The 22,819-nt window shown below is 70.1% G+C and carries 18 protein-coding genes and 1 tRNA gene; 18 read left to right on the top strand and 1 reads right to left on the bottom strand.

Annotation, left to right across the window (positions count from 1 at the left end):
• The first annotated feature begins 27 nt into the window (after positions 1-27).
• The 8 genes from ABGB11_RS22585 to ABGB11_RS22550 all read left to right on the top strand — a co-directional run bounded on the left by ABGB11_RS22585 (position 28) and on the right by ABGB11_RS22550 (position 10,928).
• Positions 28-1,506: an SCO6880 family protein gene (locus ABGB11_RS22585; protein ID WP_347635829.1), complete on the top strand. Its 1,479-nt coding sequence runs from the start codon at positions 28-30 to the stop codon at positions 1,504-1,506.
• Positions 1,503-3,062, top strand: a complete 1,560-nt coding sequence (locus ABGB11_RS22580) for an ATP/GTP-binding protein (protein WP_347635827.1) — start codon at positions 1,503-1,505, stop codon at positions 3,060-3,062. Before ABGB11_RS22585 ends, ABGB11_RS22580 begins: the two co-directional genes overlap by 4 nt.
• A 341-nt stretch (positions 3,063-3,403) precedes the next feature.
• Positions 3,404-4,747, top strand: coding sequence for an MFS transporter (locus ABGB11_RS22575; protein ID WP_347635826.1), 1,344 nt, complete (start codon positions 3,404-3,406; stop codon positions 4,745-4,747).
• A gap of 301 nt (positions 4,748-5,048) precedes the next feature.
• Positions 5,049-5,345, top strand: coding sequence for an IS3 family transposase (locus tag ABGB11_RS22570; RefSeq protein ID WP_347635825.1), 297 nt, complete (start codon positions 5,049-5,051; stop codon positions 5,343-5,345).
• 829 nt (positions 5,346-6,174) lie between these two features.
• On the top strand, positions 6,175-6,774 hold the full coding sequence (locus tag ABGB11_RS22565; protein ID WP_347635823.1) for a hypothetical protein: 600 nt from the start codon (positions 6,175-6,177) through the stop codon (positions 6,772-6,774).
• 1,399 nt (positions 6,775-8,173) lie between these two features.
• Positions 8,174-8,413: a hypothetical protein gene (locus ABGB11_RS22560; RefSeq protein ID WP_347635822.1), complete on the top strand. Its 240-nt coding sequence runs from the start codon at positions 8,174-8,176 to the stop codon at positions 8,411-8,413.
• A 413-nt stretch (positions 8,414-8,826) separates the two neighbouring features.
• Positions 8,827-9,579 carry a hypothetical protein gene (locus tag ABGB11_RS22555; RefSeq protein WP_347635821.1) on the top strand — a complete coding sequence of 251 codons (753 nt, stop codon included), beginning with the start codon at positions 8,827-8,829 and terminating at the stop codon, positions 9,577-9,579.
• Positions 9,576-10,928 carry a S8 family serine peptidase gene (locus ABGB11_RS22550; RefSeq protein WP_347635819.1) on the top strand — a complete coding sequence of 451 codons (1,353 nt, stop codon included), beginning with the start codon at positions 9,576-9,578 and terminating at the stop codon, positions 10,926-10,928. The genes ABGB11_RS22555 and ABGB11_RS22550 overlap by 4 nt, the downstream gene beginning before the upstream one ends.
• Positions 10,929-11,525: 597 nt before the next feature.
• Here the strand turns inward: ABGB11_RS22550 and ABGB11_RS22545 are convergent.
• Positions 11,526-11,597: transfer RNA gene (locus ABGB11_RS22545), tRNA-Arg, on the bottom strand.
• Positions 11,598-11,712: 115 nt separating this feature from the next.
• Here ABGB11_RS22545 and ABGB11_RS22540 point away from each other — a divergent pair.
• The 10 genes from ABGB11_RS22540 to rpmE all read left to right on the top strand — a co-directional run bounded on the left by ABGB11_RS22540 (position 11,713) and on the right by rpmE (position 22,786).
• On the top strand, positions 11,713-12,075 hold the full coding sequence (locus ABGB11_RS22540; protein WP_347635990.1) for a response regulator: 363 nt from the start codon (positions 11,713-11,715) through the stop codon (positions 12,073-12,075).
• Between the two features lie 153 nt (positions 12,076-12,228).
• Positions 12,229-12,789 (top strand): DALR anticodon-binding domain-containing protein, encoded by a 561-nt coding sequence (locus ABGB11_RS22535; RefSeq protein ID WP_347635818.1) that lies wholly within the window; start codon positions 12,229-12,231, stop codon positions 12,787-12,789.
• Complete coding sequence (lysA, locus tag ABGB11_RS22530) at positions 12,786-14,177, top strand: diaminopimelate decarboxylase (protein WP_347635817.1); 1,392 nt, start codon at positions 12,786-12,788, stop codon at positions 14,175-14,177. Before ABGB11_RS22535 ends, lysA begins: the two co-directional genes overlap by 4 nt.
• Positions 14,174-15,487 carry a homoserine dehydrogenase gene (locus tag ABGB11_RS22525; protein ID WP_347635815.1) on the top strand — a complete coding sequence of 438 codons (1,314 nt, stop codon included), beginning with the start codon at positions 14,174-14,176 and terminating at the stop codon, positions 15,485-15,487. The genes lysA and ABGB11_RS22525 overlap by 4 nt, the downstream gene beginning before the upstream one ends.
• A gap of 38 nt (positions 15,488-15,525) precedes the next feature.
• Positions 15,526-16,593, top strand: coding sequence for a threonine synthase (thrC, locus tag ABGB11_RS22520; RefSeq protein WP_347635814.1), 1,068 nt, complete (start codon positions 15,526-15,528; stop codon positions 16,591-16,593).
• 22 nt (positions 16,594-16,615) lie between these two features.
• Entirely contained in the window at positions 16,616-17,518 is a 903-nt protein-coding gene (thrB, locus tag ABGB11_RS22515; RefSeq protein WP_347635813.1) for a homoserine kinase, read from the top strand.
• 472 nt (positions 17,519-17,990) lie between these two features.
• Positions 17,991-20,024, top strand: coding sequence for a transcription termination factor Rho (gene rho, locus ABGB11_RS22510; RefSeq protein ID WP_347635811.1), 2,034 nt, complete (start codon positions 17,991-17,993; stop codon positions 20,022-20,024).
• A 235-nt stretch (positions 20,025-20,259) separates the two neighbouring features.
• Positions 20,260-21,642 carry a sensor domain-containing protein gene (locus ABGB11_RS22505; RefSeq protein ID WP_347635810.1) on the top strand — a complete coding sequence of 461 codons (1,383 nt, stop codon included), beginning with the start codon at positions 20,260-20,262 and terminating at the stop codon, positions 21,640-21,642.
• A 31-nt stretch (positions 21,643-21,673) separates the two neighbouring features.
• Complete coding sequence (locus tag ABGB11_RS22500; RefSeq protein WP_347635808.1) at positions 21,674-22,327, top strand: response regulator transcription factor; 654 nt, start codon at positions 21,674-21,676, stop codon at positions 22,325-22,327.
• A gap of 240 nt (positions 22,328-22,567) precedes the next feature.
• Positions 22,568-22,786: a 50S ribosomal protein L31 gene (gene rpmE, locus ABGB11_RS22495; protein WP_347635807.1), complete on the top strand. Its 219-nt coding sequence runs from the start codon at positions 22,568-22,570 to the stop codon at positions 22,784-22,786.
• The last annotated feature ends 33 nt before the right edge of the window (positions 22,787-22,819 follow it).

Here is a 22,819-nt window from a genome sequence, read left to right as displayed (position 1 = left end):
CGGGATACGAGGAGTGAGGTGTCTGGGATGGCTTCTGGGTATCGTGAACCCACCTATGGGAATTGGCGTAAGCCGGTTTCTCCGGGGATCGGGCGGTTGGGGTTGGTCGGGACCCTGATCTTGATGTTCGGGCTGATCATGATCACCATGTTGGCGACGGTGTCGGCGAAGCTGGCTTTGTTCGGTCTTGTGGTGCTGGGGTTGGTGATGTTGCCGTTGGTGCTGCAGGATCGGAACGGGCGGACGGCGCTTCAGGCGATCACGGCGCGGACGAGTTGGTGGTGGGGGCGTTCGCAGGGTTGGCATTTGTATCGGTCGGGTCCGTTGAGTGTGGTTTCGCGTGGTTCTTACCGGTTGCCGGGGTTGTTGGCGATGTCGCGGTTGGTGGAGGGCCGTGACTCGCATGGGCGGCCGTTCGCGTTGGTGGTGATTCCTGCTACCAAGCACTACACGGTGGTGTTTGAGTGCAATGCCGATGGGGCGGCGTTGGTGGATCAGACGCAGATCGATGCGTGGGTTGCCAACTGGGGGCATTGGCTGGCGTCGTTGGGTTATGAGCCGGGGTGTGTGGCGGCGAGCGCGACCATCGAGACGGCCCCCGATCTGGGGCATCGCCTTCGTGAGGAGGTGTATGCCAACAGCGATCCGAATGCTCCGGATCTGGCGCGGGCGGCGTTGGAGGAGATCGTGTGGAACTATCCGGTGGGCAGCGCCCGGATCTCCACCCGGATCGCGGTCACTTTTGCGGCGCTGCCGCATCCGGGGGGCAAGCGCCGTGACCAGGATGCGATGGTGCGGGAGATCGGGATGCGGATTCCGGGGTTGATCTCGGGGTTGGAGATGACCGGTGCCGGTTCGGCTCGTCCGATGACCGCTGACCAGTTGGCCCGGGCGGTGCGGTCCGCGTATGACCCGGGTGCGCAGGCGGATATGGAGACCGGCCAGGAGCCGGCGCGGTGGGAGGACGCCGGTCCGGTCGCGGCGCAGGAGTCCTGGGATCACTATGTGCACGCCAGCGGGTACTCCATCACCTGGGGGATGGCTGAGGCGCCGCGTGGTGAGGTGCTGTCGAGTGTGATGCGGGGTCTGGTGTCCCCGCACCAGGACATCGCCCGCAAGCGGGTCACCTTCCTGTACCGGCCGCATGATCCGGCCTCGGCGGCGCGGATCGTGGAGCGCGATCGCCGGGACTCGCGGTTTCGGCTGGACGGTGCCACCAACGCCGCCCGCAGCGAGTTGGACGTCATGAAGAGTGATCAGTCGGCGCACGAGGAGGCGCGGGGGGCGGGGGTGACCCGGTTCACCATCCTGGTGACCGCGACCGTCCATGAGGCTGATCAGCTCCCGGTCGCGGCCGCCGCCGTCGACACGCTCGCGGCTCCTGCGCGTCTGCGGTTGCGGCGGATGTACGGGTCGCAGGCCTCGGCGTTCGCGGCCGCGCTCCCGTTGGGCATCGTGCTGCCCGACCATCTCCAGGTCCCCGCGATGGTGAGGGAGTCGCTGTGAACGGCCCATCAGAGGACGAGAAGGACACCAAAGGCAAGAAGAAGGGCAAGAAGGACAAGGAGAAGAAGGACAGGGAGAAGAAGGAGGGTCGGCCGGAGCTCAAGCCCGGGTTCCGGGGGTTCGCCCGCCGTGGTGGGGGGCGTGCCTCCTATGTGGAGATGCCGTCTGAGTGGCGTGGGACCACGGTGCAGGTGTGCGGGTTGTGGCCGTTCGGGGCGGGGTCGGGGACGCCGATGATGGGTGTGCCGCTGGGGCGGGAGCTGACCACCGGCGCGGCGCTGTGCTGTGATCCGATCTCCTGGTTCCAGCGCGCCAACCTGATCCACAACCCCTCGGCGCTGGTGCTGGGCAAGCCCGGGCTGGGCAAATCGACCCTGATTCGCCGGATGGTGCTGGGGCTGGTCGGGCAGGGCGTCTTCCCCATGGTGCTGGGAGACCTCAAACCCGACTACGTCGATCTGATCCGGGCGCTGGGCGGGCAGATCATCAAACTCGGCCGCGGGCTGGGCTCACTGAACGTGCTGGACCCCGGTGCGACGGCGGCTGCGGCGGCGCGGCTCCCGGAGCAGGCGCGGACCAAGCTGGTCGCCGACGCGCACGGCCGGCGGCTGAACATGGTCGCGGCGCTGTTGACGGTGCTGCGCGGCGGGCCGATCGCCGACACCGAGCGCACCGTGCTGAACGCCGCGCTGCGGGTGCTGGACGAACGCCACCCGGGCGTGCCGGTCCTGCCCGACCTGATCAAGGTGATCGACGAGGGCCCCGAACGGCTCCGGTCGGTGACCCTGGCCCGGGGGGATGAGGCCAAGTACCGCGCGGCGGTCGACCCGCTGCACGCCTCACTGCTGGGGGTGCTGGACGGCCCGATGGGAGAGACCTTCGCCCGCCACACCACCACCAAGATCGACCTGGACAACCGCGGCGGTGTCTGCATCGACATCAGCGGGATCGACGACTCCGACGCCGAACTACAGGCCGCCGTCCTGCTGGCGTGCTGGTCGGACGGGTTCGGCGCGGTCGAGGCCGCGCACGCCCTGGCCGACGAGGGCCTGGAACCACGGCGGCACTTCTTCGTCGTGCTGGACGAGTTGTGGCGGGTACTGCGGTCCGGGCGCGGCCTGGTCGACCGGGTCGACGCCCTCACCCGCCTGAACCGGCAGCGCGGCGCCGGCCAGGTCCTGATCACCCACACCATGGCCGACCTTCTGTCGTTGCAGGACGAGTCCGACCGGCTCAAGGCCAAAGGCTTCGCCGAACGCGCCGGGATGGTGATCTGCGGCGGGCTGCCGCAGGCGGAGATGCCCATGGTCAACGAGGTGGTCCGGATGTCGGGCATCGAGCAGCGCATGATCGTCGACTGGTCCACACCGCCCTCCTGGAACCCCGACGCCCGCGAAGACAGCGAACCCCCGGGACGCGGCCGGTTCCTGGTCAAGGTCGGCGGCCGCCCCGGCATCCCGTTCAGAGTCGAACTCACCTCCGTCGAACGCGACGTCAACGACACCAACAAGCGCTGGACCAACTCGACGACAGTGCCTGCGGCCGGTATCGGCTGACCTCCCCGCACCCTCTTCCTCCGCTCCGCCCCACCCTGCGGACCAGGCGCCGGCGCCCGGCCCGCGGGGTGATAGGCGCCGCTGCTAGCCTGATGGCATGTCAGGCGCATCGTGCTCGGCCGTTTGTGCGGCAGTGACCAGGACGTCCCGCTAGCGGCGGGACGTTCGGCTCTCAGCACCACCCATCCTGGGACGTCCAGCCGCTTCGTGATCAGTCCGGAGCGGCCCTTTGTGCTGCTCGGTAACTCTTCAGAGCGACGGAGCACTCGGTGCCTTCAGGCATTACTTCTTCCGGCGGGCAGAGCCCGTCTCCCACACGCGCTTGGCTCGTGCTGTGCGCGATGTCCATGCTGCAGTTCTTCATCGCGGTAGACGTGACCGTGGTCAACATCGCGCTGCCCTCGATCGGCGCGGATCTCGGCGTCGGTGGCCACTCGCTTACCTGGGTGGTGGTCGGTTACACCATCACCGGCGGCGGGCTGCTGATGCTCGGCGGTCGCCTCGGCGACCTGCTGGGCCGCCGCCGCACGCTGCTGGTCGGCACGACCCTGTTCGGCGCGGCATCGCTGCTGGCGGGACTGGCCCCCTCGTTCGCGGTCCTGGTGGCCGCGCGCCTCTTCCAGGGGGCGGGCGAGGCCATCGCGCTGCCGGCGGCGATGGCCACCATCGTGCTGATGTTCCCCGAGGGCCCGCGCCGGTCGCGGGCCCTGAGCGTCTGGGCCGCGGTCGCCAGCTGCGGACTGGTGCTCGGATTCGCCCTCTCCGGGATCATCACCGCCCATCTGGGGTGGCGCTGGGTCTTCCTGATCTCGGTGCCGTTCATCCTGGTCGTGATCGTGGCCGCGCTCGTGCTCGTCCGGGCCGACCGTCCCGCGTCCCGCGCACAGGCCAGGCTGGACCTGCCGGGCGGGCTTCTGCTGACCGCGAGCCCGCTGTTGTTCACCTACGCCGCTGTCGAAGCAGGCGAACCCGGAACGAGCCCGTGGGTGAGCCTGGTGGCGCTGACCGGTGCGGTGCTGGCCGCCGCTGGGTTCGTACGGGTCGAGTCGCGATCCTCGAACCCGCTGGTGCCGCCGGCCTTCTTCGCCAACCGTGCCCGGGTACGGGCGAACCTGACGACGATGCTCCTCAGCGGAGCGTTGTCGACCTCATTCCTGCTGTTCACGTTCTACCTGCAGGACCGTCTCGGGATCGGTCCGCTGGGAGCTGGGCTCACGATGTTGCCCTTGGCCGTCGCGCTGATCGTGGCCTCGGTTCTCGTGCCGCGGCAGCTGGGCCGTTGGGGAGCCCGCGCGTGCGTGCTGGCAGGTCTCGGAGCCGCCGCGGGCGCGATGGCGGTGATCGCGCTCGTGGCGGCCCTGGGTGCCGGGGCGGCGTGGCTGCTTCCGGCGATGCTGCTGATCGCTGCCGGGATGGGCTTCGGGCTGGTAGGGCTGCAGTACATCGCTGTCAGCGGAACGACCGACGAGGACGCCGGGATCGCCTCCGGCGTCCAGCGGGCAGCCGACCAGCTCGGCGGGGCCGCTGGTGTGGCGGTCTACGTGGGCATCGGGTTCGCCCCCGCCGTGCACGCCGCGGACCCGTTCCTGATCGCCGCGATCCTGGCCATCGCCGGGCTGGCCGTCGGCGCCGTGGTCGTCGGCCGCCCCTCAGCCATCACGAAGGTGCAGCCGCAGACCGAGTAGGAGACCGCGCCGCCACGCTCTGCCATCCGGCAGCGGCGTGGCGGCGCGTCCCTTCCTGCTCGCGCCCCACGCTCGAACCCCCTGGGTTGGGCTCCGGCGTGAGGTCGTGCTGACTGTCTGTCCGCGCAAGCTCTTACTCGTCCGCGACGATCGGGATCGGGACCGGAAGCGGGACCGGCTCCACCTGCCTGCGCCGCGACAAATCGGTGATGGCCGGTGAGGGCTGCCTATCAAGGTCTGCTGCCGTGTCCTGGGCGTGTCCGAGTCCGGGTTCCCTATGTGGCGCAAGCGGCCGCCCACGATGCGGGCGATCCGGCACGCCTGGCTGACCGAGCAGATCCGCCGGGTGCACGCCGAATCCCGCGCCACCTACGGCGGTCAGCGCATGCACGCCGAACTCACACTCGGGCTGGGCATCGCGGTCGGGCACGGTGCGGAGACACTGATGCGCCGCGCCGGCCTGCCCGGCTCCGGCGGCGCCGCCGGATCCACCAGACCCCGACAGCAGTCGACCTGGTCGATCGCCAGTTCACCCCGCGACCAGCCTGACCGATTGTGGGTCACCGATATCACCGAACACCCCACCCGCGAAGGCTAGGTCTACTGCTGTGTGGTGCTGGACGCCTATCCCCGCAAAGTGGTCGGCTGGTCCATCGACTCGGCACAGACCGCCACGCTGGTCAGCACGGAGTGCAGTTCGCCTCCTGGGTGTTCTCCCAGCGCGCCAAGGCGTCCGGACTGGTGGCCTCCATGGGCTCGGTCGGCGACTGCTCGACAACGCGGTCGCGACCGTTCAGCTAGCCGGGCTTCCGGCCCTCGTCATGAACGAGGACATCGACGATCCTCCACGCGGAGGTGAGCCCTCACCAAGGACCAGTGGCCCTATCGGCCAGACTCCAGGAACCAGCGAAGGACGCGTTCACCGGAAGGCCTTGTCTCAGAGCACGTTCCCCATGATCGCGTTTCCCGAATAGGAGCGCATCAAGCAGGCTGATTCCAAGCCTCTCTGCTCCAGCACGAGCCCTCCCTACTTTCACCACGCCGATCGAAGCCGCCATCGGCCGCCTCACTCCCCGGGAAAGGCCACCTGGTGCTGCATAGGACTGTCCGGCTCAAGCATCGCCACACAAGCGAATCCGGCTGAGGGGCTTTTCCTGGTCTGCAGCCGGGCTCAGCGTATGTCCAGGACACGTAACCGCAACATGGTCAACCACAGCAATCACACCTCCTCAAGAGCGGGCTCGCTCAACACATCCGGGACACAGCAAAGATCACTACTCCGGCCACGTTCAGCGCCAAGCCGGACGAGGACGATGCCGGTGCTTGACGGCAAGCCCCAGCTCCGAACGGTGCTCCCTAGGTAGGCGAGTGTGCCTTTCCCACTCCCTGAAAGGAGAAATCTCATCAATAGCAGTCGAATCGCGTCGATGGGCGTGCTGATGATGTCCGCCGCCGGGCTCCTCACCGGCTGCGGAGCGCTTGGCGAGGATGACCCCGTAGCCGCTGCCACCCCGTCATCTCCGGCACCCGAAGAAGCGGGCCAGTCGAGTCAACCTGGGCAGAGCAATGGCCAGGCGACACCGCCTGGAACCAGGCTGGAATTCGGGCAGCGCGCCGTCGTCCCGTTCGATTACGGTTCGAAGAAGGGCACCATAGGCATCACTGTCACCACGATCGAGAAGGGTGATCAGTCCGACTTCTTGCGGCGCTTCGGATCGCGAGCGAAGGGACTGACCCCGTACTACATCCGCTACCGGATCGAGAACGTGGGCGGTACCGACCTGTCCTTCACCACAGCGCCGTCGCTTACGGCGCTGGACCAGGATGGACGCGGCACGGGCGTCGTTCTGGTCGGCGACCTGCCCGGCTGCGAGCGTGGCGAGGCGGGCGCGAACTTCAAGACGGCAGGGGCGACGATCGAGGGCTGCCGCCTCCAGGCCGGACGAGGCGGCACCGAGGTGACCAGTGCCGAGTACAACGACTCGAAGGGCGGCTACAGCGACAGTCCGATCGTCTGGCAGCGCTGACCCAACCCTCCCAACGGGCTGTCCGGCTTCTGTCCCTGCAACGAGCCAAACCGCCTTCCCGCCCCTCGGCGCCGGAGCACGAGCCGAGGCGCTTCACCGCCGACAGCTGAGCGGTCTCCGCAGCCAACGACCCTGGAGCGGGATCACGGGCGCGGAGCCGCTACGGCTGCCGGTGTTTGACAACGCGTCTGTGGGTGAGTCCTCTCGAAGCATGCATCCTCGAACTGAGGTCACCAGTGGGTGTCCGCAGGCAAACCGACCCCCTCGGGGCGTGGATCAGGTTGTTCGCGCTATGTCTACGAGCGGTGTCGCAGAAGTAGGCGATCCAGATCGCGACCTTGAAGCGAGCGTCGGCCCTGCTGTTGGCGGACGGTGCGGACTCACCATCTAAGGTGCAGTCGAACGCTCGAACGCTGCGTTTCGAGCGCGCAGGGACCCGGCGAGCGATGCACCACACCCACCGCCCGCCAGGCCGAGCCGCCACCGAATGCAGTTCTGCAGGAGCGGTGTTCTCTGCCACCACCAGATCATCAAGCCTTTCACCCACAGGCCCACAGATCGATTGGGCACATCAAGCTCTATCCCTCTCGGCGCGGCCCAAGTCCCACCGCTCCCGCTCGGCGCGCGACCGTGTCGGTTCCTGGTGCCCGGACGGACCCGCCGAGCTTGGCGTTCTGGACACGCCCTACGCGCGGTACCCCTTCATGCAGTTGTGCGGGCTGGCCTCCAGTTTCCGCGCAACCCCGCCGACGGGCTTACCGATCTCGCGCGGAAGGGCGGCCTGGCGCCGAAACGCAGATGGAACACGCGCCGTGGCACATGGCCTCTTTCCGGGGCGTCTGATGCTCCATGGCCGTGACCAACAAGAGCTGGCGAGAACTGGCTGATCGTTTGTCCGCGCCCTGCGGAAGTCGAGCTGCGCAATTCGTCCGGAGGCCGAGTGTCCGGTCACCTAACGCAACGTAGCTGACATGCGGCGGCACAGCCCCGCATGCTGGTCGAGGGCGTCGCCGTTCCGTGTATGTTCCGGATCGTGAAATCTACGGCAGGTGAACGCGTGTCCGAGGACGGTGGCTCCTGGCCGGTCCGGCATTTTTCGCAGGCGAACCCGAAAGGCCAGGGGCAAGGAGATGTACCGGCTCTCTTGCGACGGGTCGCTGACTCGATCGAGGAACTAGGACCGGTGGAGGTTCAGGACCTGATCATGCACCAGGAGATCACCGCTGACGGCCCGTGGGTGAGCCTGACCGTCTACTTCCACCCCGCTCAATAACGCTTGGCGCTGCCGCGTGGACACGCTCCCCGTCCGCGAGGCTGTGCGCGCGGAGTAGCCGCCCCCACCCTCAGCATCGGGGGGCCGCACACTTCTACCGCAAGATTCGCCTCTCTCCGGGGTGTTGTGAACGGTGACCGGGGATGGCTACCGTCTCGCTCTGAACGCCTGATCGCGGCAGGTTGGTTCGCCTTCGGTGGCCTGGGCTTGCTCGCCGGTTGTCTGGCGTGGCTGCGCATGCTCAACCTGTTGACCAGCCGGACCGCTCAAGTTGTTCCGCGCTGGCTGGCCGCGCTGGCGGTGATTCCGTTGACGCTTCCGGGCATGGCCGGGCTCTTCTTCGGACTGGGCACCCTCGGAGACTGAACATCCAGACGCCGTCGCGCCCAGATGACCGCCGCCAGTCTGCGGCCGGGCGGAGGCGTCGCGACGCACGGACGTAAGAAACCTGCGGTGACGGCTCCGCGTCGAAGGGCTGACCGCCTGCCGACCGTATTGAACCCGATGCCGCGAATCAGCTATCGTCCCGTGATCAATACCCGCCTGACCTGCGAGCCTTGGATGACCCAGCGCCCGAGGGCGCGGGGCACGCGCGCCGTCCCCCTGTGCCGAACCTTAGGGACTTAGCACTGCCGGCCCGGACCGCATGGAGTTGCCGGAACCGTGGCACGGCCGGACCGTCTCATGCAGCCGCCCAGTTCGTGATCTCCAGGAGCCCCATGTCATCCCCGCCATATCAGGGGGCACAGCCCCCTTCCGCACCCCCCAGACGCGGCAAGGTGCGCACGTTCTTCGGCATCTCATTCATCGTGTGCGCTGTCGGCGGGCTGCTGCTGACCTTCGCGTTCGGCTGGTACGTCTTCCTCGACGACGCGCAGGTCCGCAACCCCGCCTACGAGGCGACCATGTGGCGCAATGAGCCCGCCGACGAACTCTTCCCGGACAAGCTGAACGGCAGCGTCGAGTCCGGAGAGGGGGGCAACCCGTCGAACGCGAAGTGGGTACGGGCGGGCATCTCCCAGGACACGTCCTGCGAGAAAGGCCTCGACGGCGACGCCCTCAAGGCGGCCACCAGGTATGGCTGCGAGGCGGTGCTGCGCGCCACCTACGTTGAGGCCACCGGCTCGCATGTGGCGACGATCGCGCTGATCGTGGTCAAGGACCATACCGAGGACGGCGACGGCTTCACCCCGGCGAACAGGCTCGGCGACCGGATACAGGACAAGGGGGACGACATCGACCAACCCGACTTCGGCGTACGCGCCTTCACCGTGCCCGGCACGCCCGCCGCGAAGTGGACTGACGAGGCGCGCAACGGAACCTACGCCACGACCGCGTCCGAGTACGCCGTCGCAGCCACGGCCGGGGCCACCGACGGCCGGCGAGCGGGCCGACTGCCCGCGCCTTGGAACGGGACAAGCGACGTCTCGGCCGGGCGCGGCGACCGTGCGACGTTCACCTATGGGGCCGAGGCGCTGACCAAGTCGTACGCGGATTGGCTCGGCCGACTCTCCGAGGGTGAGGCATCGTGACCGCTTTCAGCCGGATCGTGCCGATCCTCATCGTCTCCGTGCTCGGAGGGGCACTGGCCACCGCCCTCGCCGCACCGGCCCAAGCCGACATCCGCGGTTGGGAGAAGAACGCGCTCGGTCTCCCCGCGGCCCACGCGGTCAGCCAGGGTGAGGGAGTGACCGTCGCCGTGCTCGACACCGGCGTCGAAGACTCCCACCCCGCCCTGAAGGGCAAGGTCATCCAGGGCCCCGACTTCGTCGGCTTCGGCGCCAAGCGCGGCGGCCAGCACTGGGGCCACCACGGCACGGCCATGGCCGACAGCGTGCTCCGCGTCGCCCCGAAGGCGCGTGTCCTCTCTCTCAGGGCGATCCTCGAGACCGAGGACCCGGGGTTCAAGAACTGGGAGAAGCTCATCGAGGAGCAGGGGAAGAAGAACCAGCAGCGGGGCGGTGACGCGGGGTTGTCACCCATTGCCAAGGCGATCCGGTACGCAGCCGATCACGGCGCCGACGTCATCTCGATGTCCCTGGGAGATGACGACGTCCTGTCCAACCACGCTGACGATGCCGAGGCCGAGGCCATCACCTACGCCATCGGCAAGGGGATCCCCGTGCTCGCCGGCGCCGGGAACGGCGGCCGGACCGATCAACGCAGCAACATCGACGCCAACGGCGCCTCCTGGCCGGCCGGATACCCCGGCGTCATCGCGGTCGCGGCCCACGGACCGAACGGCGAGCGCGCCCCGTTCTCGACCGTGCACACCTACAACCAGATCTCCTCCCCGGGACGGGGGATCTGGGAGGCCCAGGTCAACGGCGGCTACGACTACGGCAACGGCACGTCCCAGGCGACCGCGGTGGCCTCCGGTGTCTCCGCCCTGGTCAAGGGACGCAACCCGAAGCTCGCTCCCGACCAGGTACGCGCCATCCTCACCGGCACGGCCACTCACCCTCCGGGCGGTTGGGACCCCATGTTCGGGTTCGGGCGGATCAACGCCGCCAGGGCGGTGCAGGCCGCGGCCAACCCGCCAAAGGCGTTCAACGCCGCGCCCAAGTACCGGGGAAAGAAGACGCTCGGCACGCCTGACGGCACTCCGAAGCAACTCGCCGCAGAGAAGCACACCACGGACATCGTGGCCTTCGCCATCGGCCTCGGGCTCGGCGCGGTCATGCTGACGGGCGGCCTCCTGCTGCTGCGCCGCCGCAAACCGAGGGCAGTTCCCGCCGGCGGAGCGCCGTTCGGCGGCCCCGTACCGCCGCCGTACGGCCCGGGTGGTCCCGGTGGTCCCCCGCCGGGAGGCCCACCGCCCCACGGGCCGGGTGGCTCACCGTACGGAGGCCCCCCGGCGGGGCGCCCACCCACCCTCTGAGCCTTGACCGTGTACGGCGTCTCGTGGAGGTCTGCACTTCCGCGAGACGCCGGCGGGCTCTCCGTGCGGCGTGCGGCTCACGGCCACCATGACCGCTCAGCCCGAGGAACCGACCGCGCCGCGCGATCCCGGCGAGGACCAGGCCGCGATCTTCGATGCGCTCCCGCCGGCGCACCGAGAGCAGTTCCGGGCCGAGTACGACGAAGCGCTCGATGCCGCGCACGACCCGGCGCGCTTCGAACAGGTCCAGGCCCTGCTGCGCCAGTGGCGGCTGCGGGGCCATCGCCTACGGCCGTCCCGGCTACGAGGAAGCGGTACAGGACGCTCTCCAGGGCAGAGCAGAGAGCCTCGTCCGCCCCTTGCTTGAGCGTCTCCTCGACATGCTGGGACGCTGTACCGGAACGACCAGGCCAGGCAGCCATCCGTCACGCCTTCTTCGGTGAGAACGGCGAAGGCAAGCTCACGCTTTCGGTCGGGACGCCGAACGCGCGCCGTGGCATGCGGCGTCCAGTGGTGGCATCTGATGTCACATGGGCCATGAACGAGAGGAGCCGGTTTCCGCAGGTCAAGCGCGGAAACCGGCTGATCATTTCGGGGTGCCCCCTGCAGGATTCGAACCTGCGCACACGGCTCCGGAGGCCGTTGCTCTATCCCCTGAGCTAAGGGGGCGCGACGCGGTACGAGGTTACCAGGGTTGGCGGGGTGACGCGCACGGGGAGGTTCGCCGTGCGTCAGGGGGGTGGAGTGGGCTAACTTCGAGGCCGTGACCGAGCCACTGGGACGCGTGCTGGTCGTCGATGATGACGAGGTGATCCGCCAGCTCATCGCCGTGAACCTGCAACTGGAGGGGTTCGAGGTGTCGACCGCGGTGGACGGTCAGGACTGCCTGGAGAGGGTGGGCGAGGTCCGGCCGGACGTGATCACGTTGGACGTGATGATGCCGCGGCTGGACGGGTGGGTGACGGCGGTCCGGCTGCGGGAGGACCCCGGGACGGCGCACATCCGGGTCGTGATGATCACGGCGCGGGCGCAGGAGCATGACGTGCGGCGGGGGAACGAGATCGGTGTGGACGCCTACGTGACCAAGCCGTTCGACCCGAACCAGCTGATCCAGACGGTGCGGAAGCTCGCGGCGGTGTCCAGATAGTGGTCGGCTAGTCTCGCCAGGGTGACTCCAGCGGGTGTGGGCGAGGCCCTTGTGCGCGCGGTGCGGGACGCCGTGGCGGAGGGTGAGCTCGATGTCGATGTGCCTGGTGGGGTCGTTGTCTTCAGCCGGGGCGGCGGGGTCTTCGAGAGTCCTGTGGCGCTCCGGTTGGGCGTCGATCCGCGGGTGATCGCGCGGCGGGCCGGGGGTGCCGTCATCGGGCCCGGGTTCGTGCGGGTCGAGGTGGCTCCCGGGGATCTGGTGGACGGGATCCGGTGTGATCCCGGTTACGGGATGGCGCGGGTGCCGCGGGGGACGTGGAATGAGTGGCCCCGGACGTTCGATAATCCCGGGTTCTCGGTGCGTTATGCCTATGCGCGGGCCCGCTGGGTGGGGCGGTGGGCCGGGAGCCTCGGTCTTGAGGCCGGGCGGCTGGAGGCCGGGCCGGTCGAGGCGGAGGTCGTGGGGGCGCTGGGGGACGTGCCGGGACGGGCAGAGCAGGCGGAGCGGGAACGGGATGCCCGGCCGCTGATGTTCTGTTTGGAGAAAGTGGCGCTGGCGTACCACGAGGCGCATGAGCGTTGTTCCGCGTTGCCCGTGGGTGACGAGGAGCCCGGGGCCGTGCACGCGGGGCGGGTCGCCCTGGCGGAGGCCGTCGAGATCGTTCTCGGCAACGGGCTGAACATGATCGGTGAGACCCCTAGAGAGCGGATATGAGTCGAGTACATCCTGCCGGGCCGCGGCACGCCGACGTCCTGCCCGAGGACCATCCGGCCGGGCCGGCGGACGATCTGAACGCGCTGGAGCCGACCGTGTGGCCGCGGAGCGCCAAGCGGGACGACGGCGTGCTCACCGTCGGCGGGGTCGATGTGCGGGAGCTGGCGAAGGAGTACGGGACGCCCCTCTACGTCTATGACGAGGAGGACGTGCGGAGCCGCGCCAGGGAGTATGCGGCGGCGTTCCATGACGGGGACGTCCACTACGCGGGGAAGGCCTTTCTCTGTACGGCCGTCGCGAGGTGGCTCAAGGAAGAGGGCCTCGGGCTGGACGTGTGCAGCGGGGGTGAGCTCGCGGTGGCCCTGGCGGCGGGCTTCCCCACCGAGCGCATCACTCTGCATGGGAGCAACAAGGCGTCCTGGGAGATTGAGAAGGCTCTTGAGGTGGGTGTCGGACGGATCGTGCTCGATTCGTTCGAGGAGATAGCGCGGGTCGGCTACCTGGCCCAGGAGATGGGTGCGACGGCCAAGGTGATGGTGCGCGTGACCACGGGGGTCGAGGCGCACACCCATGAGTTCATCGCGACCGCCCATGACGACCAGAAGTTCGGGTTCTCCAGGAGTTCCGGGGCCGCGCTGGAGGCCGTCCGGCGGGTTCTGGAGTTGAAGCAGCTGCGGCTGGTCGGGCTGCACAGCCATATCGGGTCGCAGATCTTCGACGTGGACGGGTTCGAGGTGGCCGCGCACCGGCTGGCCGAGCTGCTGGTCGCGATCCGGGACGAGCACGGCATCGAGCTTCCCGAGCTGGACCTCGGCGGCGGCTACGGCATCGCCTACGTGCCGGGGGAGGAGCCGCACGACCCGAAGTCGATCGCGGACGGGCTGCGGGACATCGTCGCCCGCGAGTGCAAGGCGTACGAGCTGGCCATGCCGCGGCTGACGGTGGAGCCGGGGCGGGCGATCATCGGGCCCGGCGGTGTCACGCTGTACGAGGTCGGGACGGTGAAGGACGTCGAGGGCCTGCGCACCTACGTGTCGGTCGACGGGGGGATGAGCGACAACCTCCGCACCGCGTTGTACGGCGCGGAGTACACCGGGGTGCTGGCGAGCCGGTCGTCCGACGCATCGCCCATGCTCAGTAGGCTTGTCGGCAAGCACTGCGAGAGCGGCGACATCGTGGTGCGAGACCTGTGGTTCCCCGAAGATCTTTCGGCGGGTGACCTGGTGGCCGTCGCGGCGACCGGGGCGTACTGCCGGTCGATGGCCAGCAACTACAACCATGTCCCGAGGCCGGCCGTGGTGGCGGTGAGGGACGGCAGGTCGCGCGTGATCGTCCGCCGGGAGAGCGCGGAGGACCTGCTGCGGCTCGATGCGGAGGTCGAAGCGTGAAACCCGGACTGCGCGTGGCGCTGCTCGGATGCGGCGTGGTCGGCACGGAGGTCGTCCGGCTGCTGAACGAGCAGGCCGACGACCTGGCCGCGCGTGTCGGGGCGCCGCTGGAGCTGGCCGGGATCGCGGTGCGCCGGCCGGACCGGGTGCGCGCGGGCATCGACCGGGACCTGCTGACGACGGACGCGCAGACGCTGGTGACCAGGGACGACGTCGACATCGTCATCGAGGTCATCGGCGGGATCGAGCCGGCCAGGACGTTGATGCTCGAAGCGATGAAGTCCGGCAAGTCGGTCATCACCGCGAACAAGGCGCTGCTGGCCGAGGACGGCGCGACGCTGTTCGCCGCCGCCAGGGAGTACGGCGCCGACCTGTACTACGAGGCGTCGGTGGCTGGAGCGATCCCGTTGCTGAGGCCGCTCAGGGAATCCCTGGTCGGCGACCATGTGCACCGGGTGCTCGGCATCGTGAACGGCACCACGAACTACATCCTCGACCAGATGGACACGCACGGCGCCGGTTTCAACGACGCGCTGGAGGAGGCGCAGGCGCTCGGCTACGCGGAGGCCGACCCGACCGCCGATGTGGAGGGTTTCGACGCCGCGGCCAAGGCGGCGATCCTCGCGCAGCTCGCCTTCCACACGCCGGTGACGGCGGCGGACGTCCACCGCGAGGGCATCACGGAAGTGAGCGCCGCCGACGTCGCGGGCGCCCAGGCCATGGACTGCGTCGTCAAGCTTCTGGCCATCTGCGAGCGCATCCCCTCAGAGGACGGACGGAACGGACGCGGCGTGTCCGTGCGCGTCTACCCCGCGATGATTCCCAGGTCGCACCCGCTGGCGAGCGTCCGCGAGGCGTACAACGCGGTGTTCGTCGAGGCGGAGTCCGCGGGCTCGCTGATGTTCTACGGCGCGGGCGCCGGTGGTGCTCCGACGGCGTCCGCGATCCTCGGAGACCTCGTCGCGGTGGCCCGCAACGTGGCCGGCGGTACGCCGGGCCCTGTGGAAGTGACGTACGCGAAGCTTCCGGTGCTTCCCATGGGGGAGACGGTCACGCGCTACTACATCCAGGTGGACGTGACCGACGAGGCCGGTGTCCTCGCCACGGTCGCCGAAGAGTTCGCCCGGCACGGCGTCTCCATCCAGGCCGTCCGGCAGGACGGGCTGGGCGAGGAGGCGCAGCTCGTGGTCGTGACCCACCGCGCGCCCGACGCGGCCCTCTCGGCGACGGTGGAGGGGCTCCGCGGCCTCGACAGCGTGCGCGAGGTGGCGAGCGTGATGCGCGTCGAGGGCGAAGAGCCGTCCCGATAGACTCCGGGCAACATCGCAGGTCATACAGGGAGACCGACGTGAACGCGAACGTCCGCGCGTGGCGTGGCCTTATCGAGGAGTACCGCGACCGCCTACCGGTGACGGACGCGACACCGGTCGTCACCCTCCTGGAGGGTGGTACCCCGCTGGTGCCCGCCCACCGGCTGTCCCAGCTGACCGGCTGCGAGGTGTTCCTCAAGGTCGAGGGCGCCAACCCGACCGGTTCGTTCAAGGACCGCGGCATGACGATGGCGATCAGCAAGGCCGCCGAGGAGGGCGCGAAGGCGGTCATCTGCGCCTCGACCGGCAACACCTCCGCGTCCGCCGCCGCGTACGCGGTGCGGGCCGGGATGACCTGCGCGGTCCTCGTCCCCAACGGCAAGATCGCGATGGGGAAGCTGGCGCAGGCGCTCGTGCACGGCGCCCGGCTGCTCCAGGTGGACGGGAACTTCGACGACTGCCTCGAACTGGCCCGCAAGCTGTCGGTCGACTATCCGGTCGCGCTGGTCAACTCGGTCAACAAGTACCGGCTGCTCGGGCAGAAGACGGCCGCGTTCGAGATCGTGGACGCGCTGGGCGACGCCCCCGACGTCCACTGCCTCCCCGTCGGGAACGCGGGGAACATCTCCGCGTACTGGATGGGGTACAAGGAGTACGCCGCCGACAAGGTCGCGACGCGCACCCCCCGCATGCTGGGCTTCCAGGCGAGCGGGGCGGCGCCCTTCGTGAAGGGCGAGCCCGTCCTGAAGCCGCAGACGATCGCCACGGCGATCCGGATCGGCAACCCCGCGTCCTGGGACCTGGCGATCGCCGCCCGGGACGAGTCCGGCGGCGCCATCGACTCCGTCACCGACCGGCAGATCCTCGCCGCCTACCGGCTCCTGGCCAGGGAGGAGGGCGTCTTCGTCGAGCCCGCCTCCGCGGCGAGCGTCGCCGGCCTTCTGCAGGCGAGCGAGCGGGGCGTGGTCACGTCCGGGGCGACGGTGGTCTGCACGGTGACGGGCAACGGCCTCAAGGACCCCGACTGGGCCATCTCCGGTGCGCCCGCGCCCACCACAATCAAGGTGGACGCGCACTCGGCCGCGTCCGAGCTCGGTCTCACCTGAGGTGGGCTGGGCGGAAGGCCCGGTGCTGGTGCGGACCCCCGCGACCAGCGCCAACCTGGGCCCCGGATTCGACTCGCTCGGCCTCGCGCTCGCGCTGTACGACGACGTCGAGGTGGAGGTGACCGGCGGGGGCCTGACCATCGAGGTGGACGGGGAGGGCGCCGAGGTCGCCGACCGCGGCGAGCGCCACCTCATCGTCAAGGTGCTGCGCCGCACGTTCGGCGTGCTCGATGACCTGGCCGGAACCGGTCCCGCGCGCCCGGCCGGGCTGCGGCTGCGCTGCCGCAACCGCATCCCGCACAGCCGCGGTCTCGGGTCGTCGTCCGCCGCGATCGTCGCGGGGATCGTCGCGGCCCGCGCGCTGCACCCCGCCGGGAAGCTCCTCGGCGACGACGCCGCGCTGCGTCTCGCGACCGAGATCGAGGGGCATCCCGACAATGTCGCGCCGTGCCTGGCCGGCGGCCTGACCGTCGCCTGGACGACCCCGGAAGGGCCGAAGTCGGTCCGGCTGGAATCGCAGGTCACGAAGGTCGTGGCGTTCGTCCCCGAGCAGCGGCTGGCGACCGAGCGGGCCCGCGGGCTGCTGCCCGAGACCGTCCCGCACGGGGACGCCGCCGCCAACGCGGGACGTGCCGCGCTGCTCGTCGCCGCGCTCACCGGAGGTCTGGACGCCGGCGTCCTGCTGGACGCGACCGAGGACCGGCTGCACCAGGACTACCGCGCCCCCGCGATGCCCGAGTCCGCGGCGCTGGTCACGAGGCTGCGGGACGCCGGCGTTCCCGCGGTGATTTCCGGGGCCGGGCCTACTGTCCTGGCCTTCACAACCGCATCACAAGTTGATTCGATGGACCGCGAAGTGGGTAAAGGGTGGCACGAACACCCGTTGGACGTCGCGACCCGCGGTGCCCGCGTCATGACCGGCTGATCTGCGGTACGGTCCTGGCGGCGGCGCCGGGGGCGGGGGCATTCGCGCCGATCCGGCCGGTGCAGGGTCCGGCACGATCCCGCTAGGTAAAATGCGAACACATCGACCTCTGGGGAATAGCAGTGTGCCCTGGTGATGTTAGGCTGAATGCCGCACCAGATGCCCCGTTCGGGGCAGCGTGCTCGTCAGCCGCGCGTCGCCTGTTCGGCCCTCCGGTCGTGTCGGTCCCGCGTACTAGGCTCCCCGACACCGTGACATTCCGTTGTCAGGCATTCCAGCGAAACTTCGGACGTGGCGGTACCGGGGACACGCACGAGCGGAACGTCCCGTCCACCATCTGGCTGTGCCCAGAACACGCAGATCCCGGTTCCATCGTGATCAGCGGAGCCCGTCCCGGCGCCCCCGCCGGGCCGCACCACCGGGTCGACTGGCCGAACGCCGGCCAACGCCCGCTCCCTGGGAAGGACCCTTAGTGAGCGAATCCAGCGAACTCCTTACGGACGCAACCAGCACGGAACCCGCCGACGCCGCCGCGTCCGGCGCGGAGCCGGCCGCCCCCCGGCGCCGCCGCTCGGGCACCGGCCTGTCGGCCATGGTGCTGCCCGAGCTCAAGGCGCTCGCGTCCAGCCTCGGCATCACCGGCACGACCGGGATGCGCAAGAGCCAGCTCATCGCCGCCATCCAGGAGAAGCAGGGCGGTCAGGAGCCGGGCTCGGCGGGGGGCGAGCAGGGAGCCGCTGCCCCGGCGAAGGCCGAGCGTCCGCGGCGGAGCCGCACCACCGCCGCCAGGCGCGAGGTGTCCGACGACCAGGTCGCCATCGGCGAGGCGCCGGCGGCCGAGCAGGGCCCGTCCGAGGGGCAGGGCGGCGTCGCCGAGAAGACCGCCGAGAAGACCGCCGAGAAGACCGACAAGCCCGCCGAGAAGGCGGAGAAGGCCGACCGGGGCGAGCGGCAGGGCGGCCGGCAGCGGGGCGAGAAGCAGGACCGGGGGGCTTCCGAGGGACGCGGCGACCGGCAGGGCCGGGACCAGGGCCGCGACCAGGGACGCGAGCAGAACGCCGAGGACGGCGAATCCCAGGGCGGGCGCGACGGCGGCCGGGACGGCAACCGCGACGGGCGCGAGGGCCGCGAGGGCGGCGGACGCCAGCGGCAGCGCGGCGGCCGTGAGCGCGGCGAGGGCCGCGGCGACCGCGGCGACCGCGGCGACCGCGGCGACCAGGGCGGCGGCGGCCGGCAGCGCGGCCAGAACCAGGGCGGCGGCCAGCACGACGATGACGACGGCGGCGGCCGGGGCCGGCGCGGGCGCCGGTTCCGCGAGCGCAACCGGGGCCGCGGCCGCGACCGCTACGAGGAGCCGGTGATCACCGAGGACGACGTCCTCATCCCGGTCGCGGGCATCCTCGACATCCTCGACAACTACGCGTTCGTCCGCACGACCGGCTACCTGCCGGGCCCGAACGACGTGTACGTGTCGCTCGCGCAGGTCCGCAAGAACGGGCTGCGCAAGGGCGACGTCATCACCGGCGCCGTCCGGCAGGCGCGCGAGGGCGAGCGGCGCGAGAAGTTCAACGCGCTGGTCCGCCTCGACACCGTCAACGGGATGGAGCCCGACCAGGCCAAGGGCCGCGTCGACTTCACCAAGCTGACGCCGCTGTACCCGCAGGAGCGGCTGCGCCTGGAGTCCGACCCCGGCATCCTGACGACCCGGATCATCGACCTGGTGTCGCCGATCGGCAAGGGGCAGCGCGGCCTGATCGTGTCGCCGCCGAAGGCCGGCAAGACCATGGTGCTCCAGGCGATCGCCAACGCGATCACCAAGAACAACCCGGAATGCCACCTGATGGTCGTCCTCGTGGACGAGCGTCCGGAGGAAGTCACCGACATGCAGCGGACGGTGAAGGGCGAGGTCATCCACTCGACCTTCGACCGTCCCGCCGAGGACCACACCACGGTCGCCGAGCTGGCGATCGAGCGCGCCAAGCGGCTCGTCGAGCTGGGCCACGACGTCGTCGTGCTGCTCGACTCGATCACCCGCCTGGGCCGGGCCTACAACCTGGCGGCGCCCGCGTCCGGCCGGATCCTGTCCGGCGGTGTCGACTCGACGGCGCTGTACCCGCCGAAGCGGTTCTTCGGCGCCGCCCGCAACATCGAGAACGGCGGCTCGCTGACGATCCTCGCCACCGCGCTGGTGGAGACCGGGTCCCGCATGGACGAGGTCATCTTCGAGGAGTTCAAGGGCACCGGCAACATGGAGCTCAAGCTCAACCGGAGCCTCGCCGACAAGCGGATCTTCCCCGCGGTGGACGTCGACCAGTCGTCCACCCGCAAGGAGGAGATCCTCATGGCTCCGGAGGAGCTGCGGGTGGTCTGGCAGCTGCGCCGGGTGCTGCACGCGCTCGACACGCAGCAGGCGCTGGAGCTCCTCATCGAGAAGATGAAGGAGACCAAGTCCAACGCCGAGTTCCTGCTCCAGGTCCAGAAGACCACGGTCTCCGACGACCGCTGATCAACGACGCGCACGCCCCCGCCCGGCCACCCGGACGGGGGCGTCGCCGTCCCGGCCCGCGAAACGGGCGGCGGGTCGGCCCAGCCACCCCGAGCCGCCAGGCGAGGGCCGTGAGCCGGACTCCATGAAGGGGTGGGGTTATCCCCACCCCGTATCCGGCGGAGGACGTCATGGCGGCCCTCCCTGCCGCCCGGCACGCTTGGACCGTACGTTGGAACGGGTACGGAGGGACGACGTGGGCGAGCTGAGCAGAGAGTCCGGCGGCAGGGGCGGGGCCGCCGTCGGGTGGGCGGCCACGCGGTGGGTCACGGCGACCAGGGCCGGTGGGGACGCGTCCGTCATGAACCGGCCGTGGCATCCGGTCGCGATGGCGAAGTCGTCCCTGACCTGGCGCTCGGCGGTGTACCTGGGAGTGAGCGCGGCGTTCGGGCTCGGCTGGTTCATCGCCCTCGTCGTCGGGCTGTCCCTGTCGGTCGGCCTGCTGATCCTCTGGGTCGGGCTCCCGATGCTCGCGCTGATGATGGTCGCCTGGCGGTTCGGCGCGATGCTGGAGCGGCAGCTCGTGCGGGCCGCGTTCGGCGTCCGGGTCCCGAACCCGTATCGCAGGCCCCCGGAGGGCCGCAATCCGCTGACCCGGCTGAAGGGCATGGCGGCGGACCCTGGCACCTGGAAGGACCTGCTCTACCTCCTCCTGCTGTTCCCGGTCACGCTGGTCGAGTTCGTCGTGTCGATGACGGTCTGGGGGGCCACCGGCGCGCTGCTGTTCCTGCCCGTGATCGTGGCGATCGACGGGGGCGCCGAGGTCAACCTGTGGGTCTCGTACTGGGCGGGCAACCCGGTGGAGGCGCTGCCGGTCTCGCTCATCGGGCTGGTGTTCCTCGTCGCGGCCATGTACGTCACGCGCGTCATGGCGATCGGGCACGCCGCGTGGGCCGCGCTGATGCTCGGCCCGAGCCCCTCGCAGGCGGAGAACGCCGAGCTGCGCAAGCGGACCGAGCACCTCCAGGCCAGCCGCGCCCGCGGGGTGGACGCGGCCGAGTTCGAGCGGCGCCGCATCGAGCGCGACCTGCACGACGGGGCGCAGCAGCGGCTGCTGGCCGTGGCGATGGACATCGGCCGCGCCCGGGCCAAGCTCGACGAGGACCCCGAGGGCGCGCGGGCACTGATCGAGCAGGCCCACTCGGGCACCAGGGAGGCGATCTCCGAGCTGCGCGACCTGGCCCGCGGGATCTACCCGGCGATCCTCACCGACCGCGGCCTGGACCCGGCGCTGTCCGGGCTCGCCGGGCGCGCCCCCGTGCCGGTCGAGGTGAGCGTCGACCTGCCGGAGCGGCCGCCGGCGGCCGTCGAGAGCATCGCCTACTTCATCGTGGCCGAGTCGCTGGCGAACATCGCGAAGTACGCCCGCGCGACCCGCGCGTCCGTCCGCGTCGTCCGCGAGGACCGCTGGGTCGTCGTCGAGGTGATCGACAACGGGATGGGCGGCGCGGTGGCGCGGCCGGACGGCGGTCTCGCCGGACTGGCCGACCGCGCGGCGACGATCGACGGCATGCTCATCGTGGACAGCCCGGCGGGCGGGCCGACGATCATCCGCGCCGATCTGCCCTGCACGTGGTGATCGCCGCCCCGGCAGCCCCGATAATGGCGGAATGCGGGTTGTGATCGCCGAAGACTCGGTGCTGTTGCGGGAAGGGCTCGTCCGGCTGCTCGACGACGCGGGGATCGAGACGGTGGCGACGGTGGGGGACGGGCCCGGCCTGCTCGGCATCGTCGACGAGCACGCCCCCGACCTCGCGATCGTCGACGTCCGGATGCCGCCGTCGTTCACCGACGAGGGGCTGCGCGCGGCCCTCGCGGTGCGGGCGCGGCGTCCGGGCACGCCGATCCTCGTGCTGTCCCAGTACGTGGAGGAGCGGTACGCGACGGACCTGATCGGCGGCGGCGCCGAGGGCGTCGGCTACCTGCTGAAGGAGCGGGTGTCGGACGTCGCCGAGTTCATCGACGCGGTCCGCCGCATCGCCGCGGGCGCGACGGTCATCGACCCGGAGGTGATCGGGCAGCTGCTCGGCCGGCGCCGCACCGACGACCCGCTTGAGTCGCTGACCCCGCGGGAGCGCGAGGTGCTCGGGCTGATGGCGCAGGGACGGTCGAACGGGGCGATCGCCGAGGACCTCGTCGTCACCGAGGGCGCCGTGGAGAAGCACATCTCCAACATCTTCATGAAGCTGAACCTCCAGCCGGCGCAGGGCGGGCACCGCCGGGTCATGGCCGTGCTGGCCTACCTGGGCCGCGACGGCGGCTGACCGCGGTACCGGCTGTTCGCAATACCGGCTGTTCGCGGTGCCTGCCGGTTGCGGTGCCCGGCCCGGCCGCCGGCACGGGACGGGCAAGATCGGGAATGCCCGGTGACCTCGCCACGTTCGGGTATCTGGCACACTTGGTGTGCAACCGCTGCGGTACCGGTTCACGTCTCCCACAACTCCCATGGGCCTCACCCATGCGAGCCCGGAGGCGCCCGGCGACCGCCTGAGGCGAGGAGAACCATGAAGCCCGACATTCACCCGAACTACGTCGTCACAACCGTGACGTGTACGTGCGGCAACACCTTCGAGACCCGCAGCACCGCCGACAACGGCGTGATCCACGCGGACGTCTGCTCGAACTGCCACCCGTTCTACACGGGCAAGCAGAAGATCCTCGACACCGGTGGCCGGGTGGCGCGCTTCGAGCAGCGCTTCGGCAAGAAGAAGGCCGGCAAGTAGGGCGACCGCCGCACACACATACCAGGGACGGCC

The organism is Actinomadura sp. B10D3 (genome assembly GCF_039871695.1).
GTDB classification, from domain to species: Bacteria; Actinomycetota; Actinomycetes; order Streptosporangiales; family Streptosporangiaceae; genus Spirillospora; species Spirillospora madurae.
The sequence above is the reverse complement of the archived record's forward strand: the minus strand, read 5'-3'. Positions and strand labels throughout refer to the sequence as shown.

Coding starts and splice junctions, on each gene's coding strand:
- ABGB11_RS22585 (WP_347635829.1), top strand. CDS start 28: ATGGCTTCTGGGTATCGTGAACCCACCTATGGGAATTGGCGTAAGCCG.
- ABGB11_RS22575 (WP_347635826.1), top strand. CDS start 3,404: ATGTCCATGCTGCAGTTCTTCATCGCGGTAGACGTGACCGTGGTCAAC.
- ABGB11_RS22570 (WP_347635825.1), top strand. CDS start 5,049: ATGCGGGCGATCCGGCACGCCTGGCTGACCGAGCAGATCCGCCGGGTG.
- ABGB11_RS22565 (WP_347635823.1), top strand. CDS start 6,175: ATGGGCGTGCTGATGATGTCCGCCGCCGGGCTCCTCACCGGCTGCGGA.
- lysA (WP_347635817.1), top strand. CDS start 12,786: ATGAGTCGAGTACATCCTGCCGGGCCGCGGCACGCCGACGTCCTGCCC.
- ABGB11_RS22500 (WP_347635808.1), top strand. CDS start 21,674: ATGCGGGTTGTGATCGCCGAAGACTCGGTGCTGTTGCGGGAAGGGCTC.
- rpmE (WP_347635807.1), top strand. CDS start 22,568: ATGAAGCCCGACATTCACCCGAACTACGTCGTCACAACCGTGACGTGT.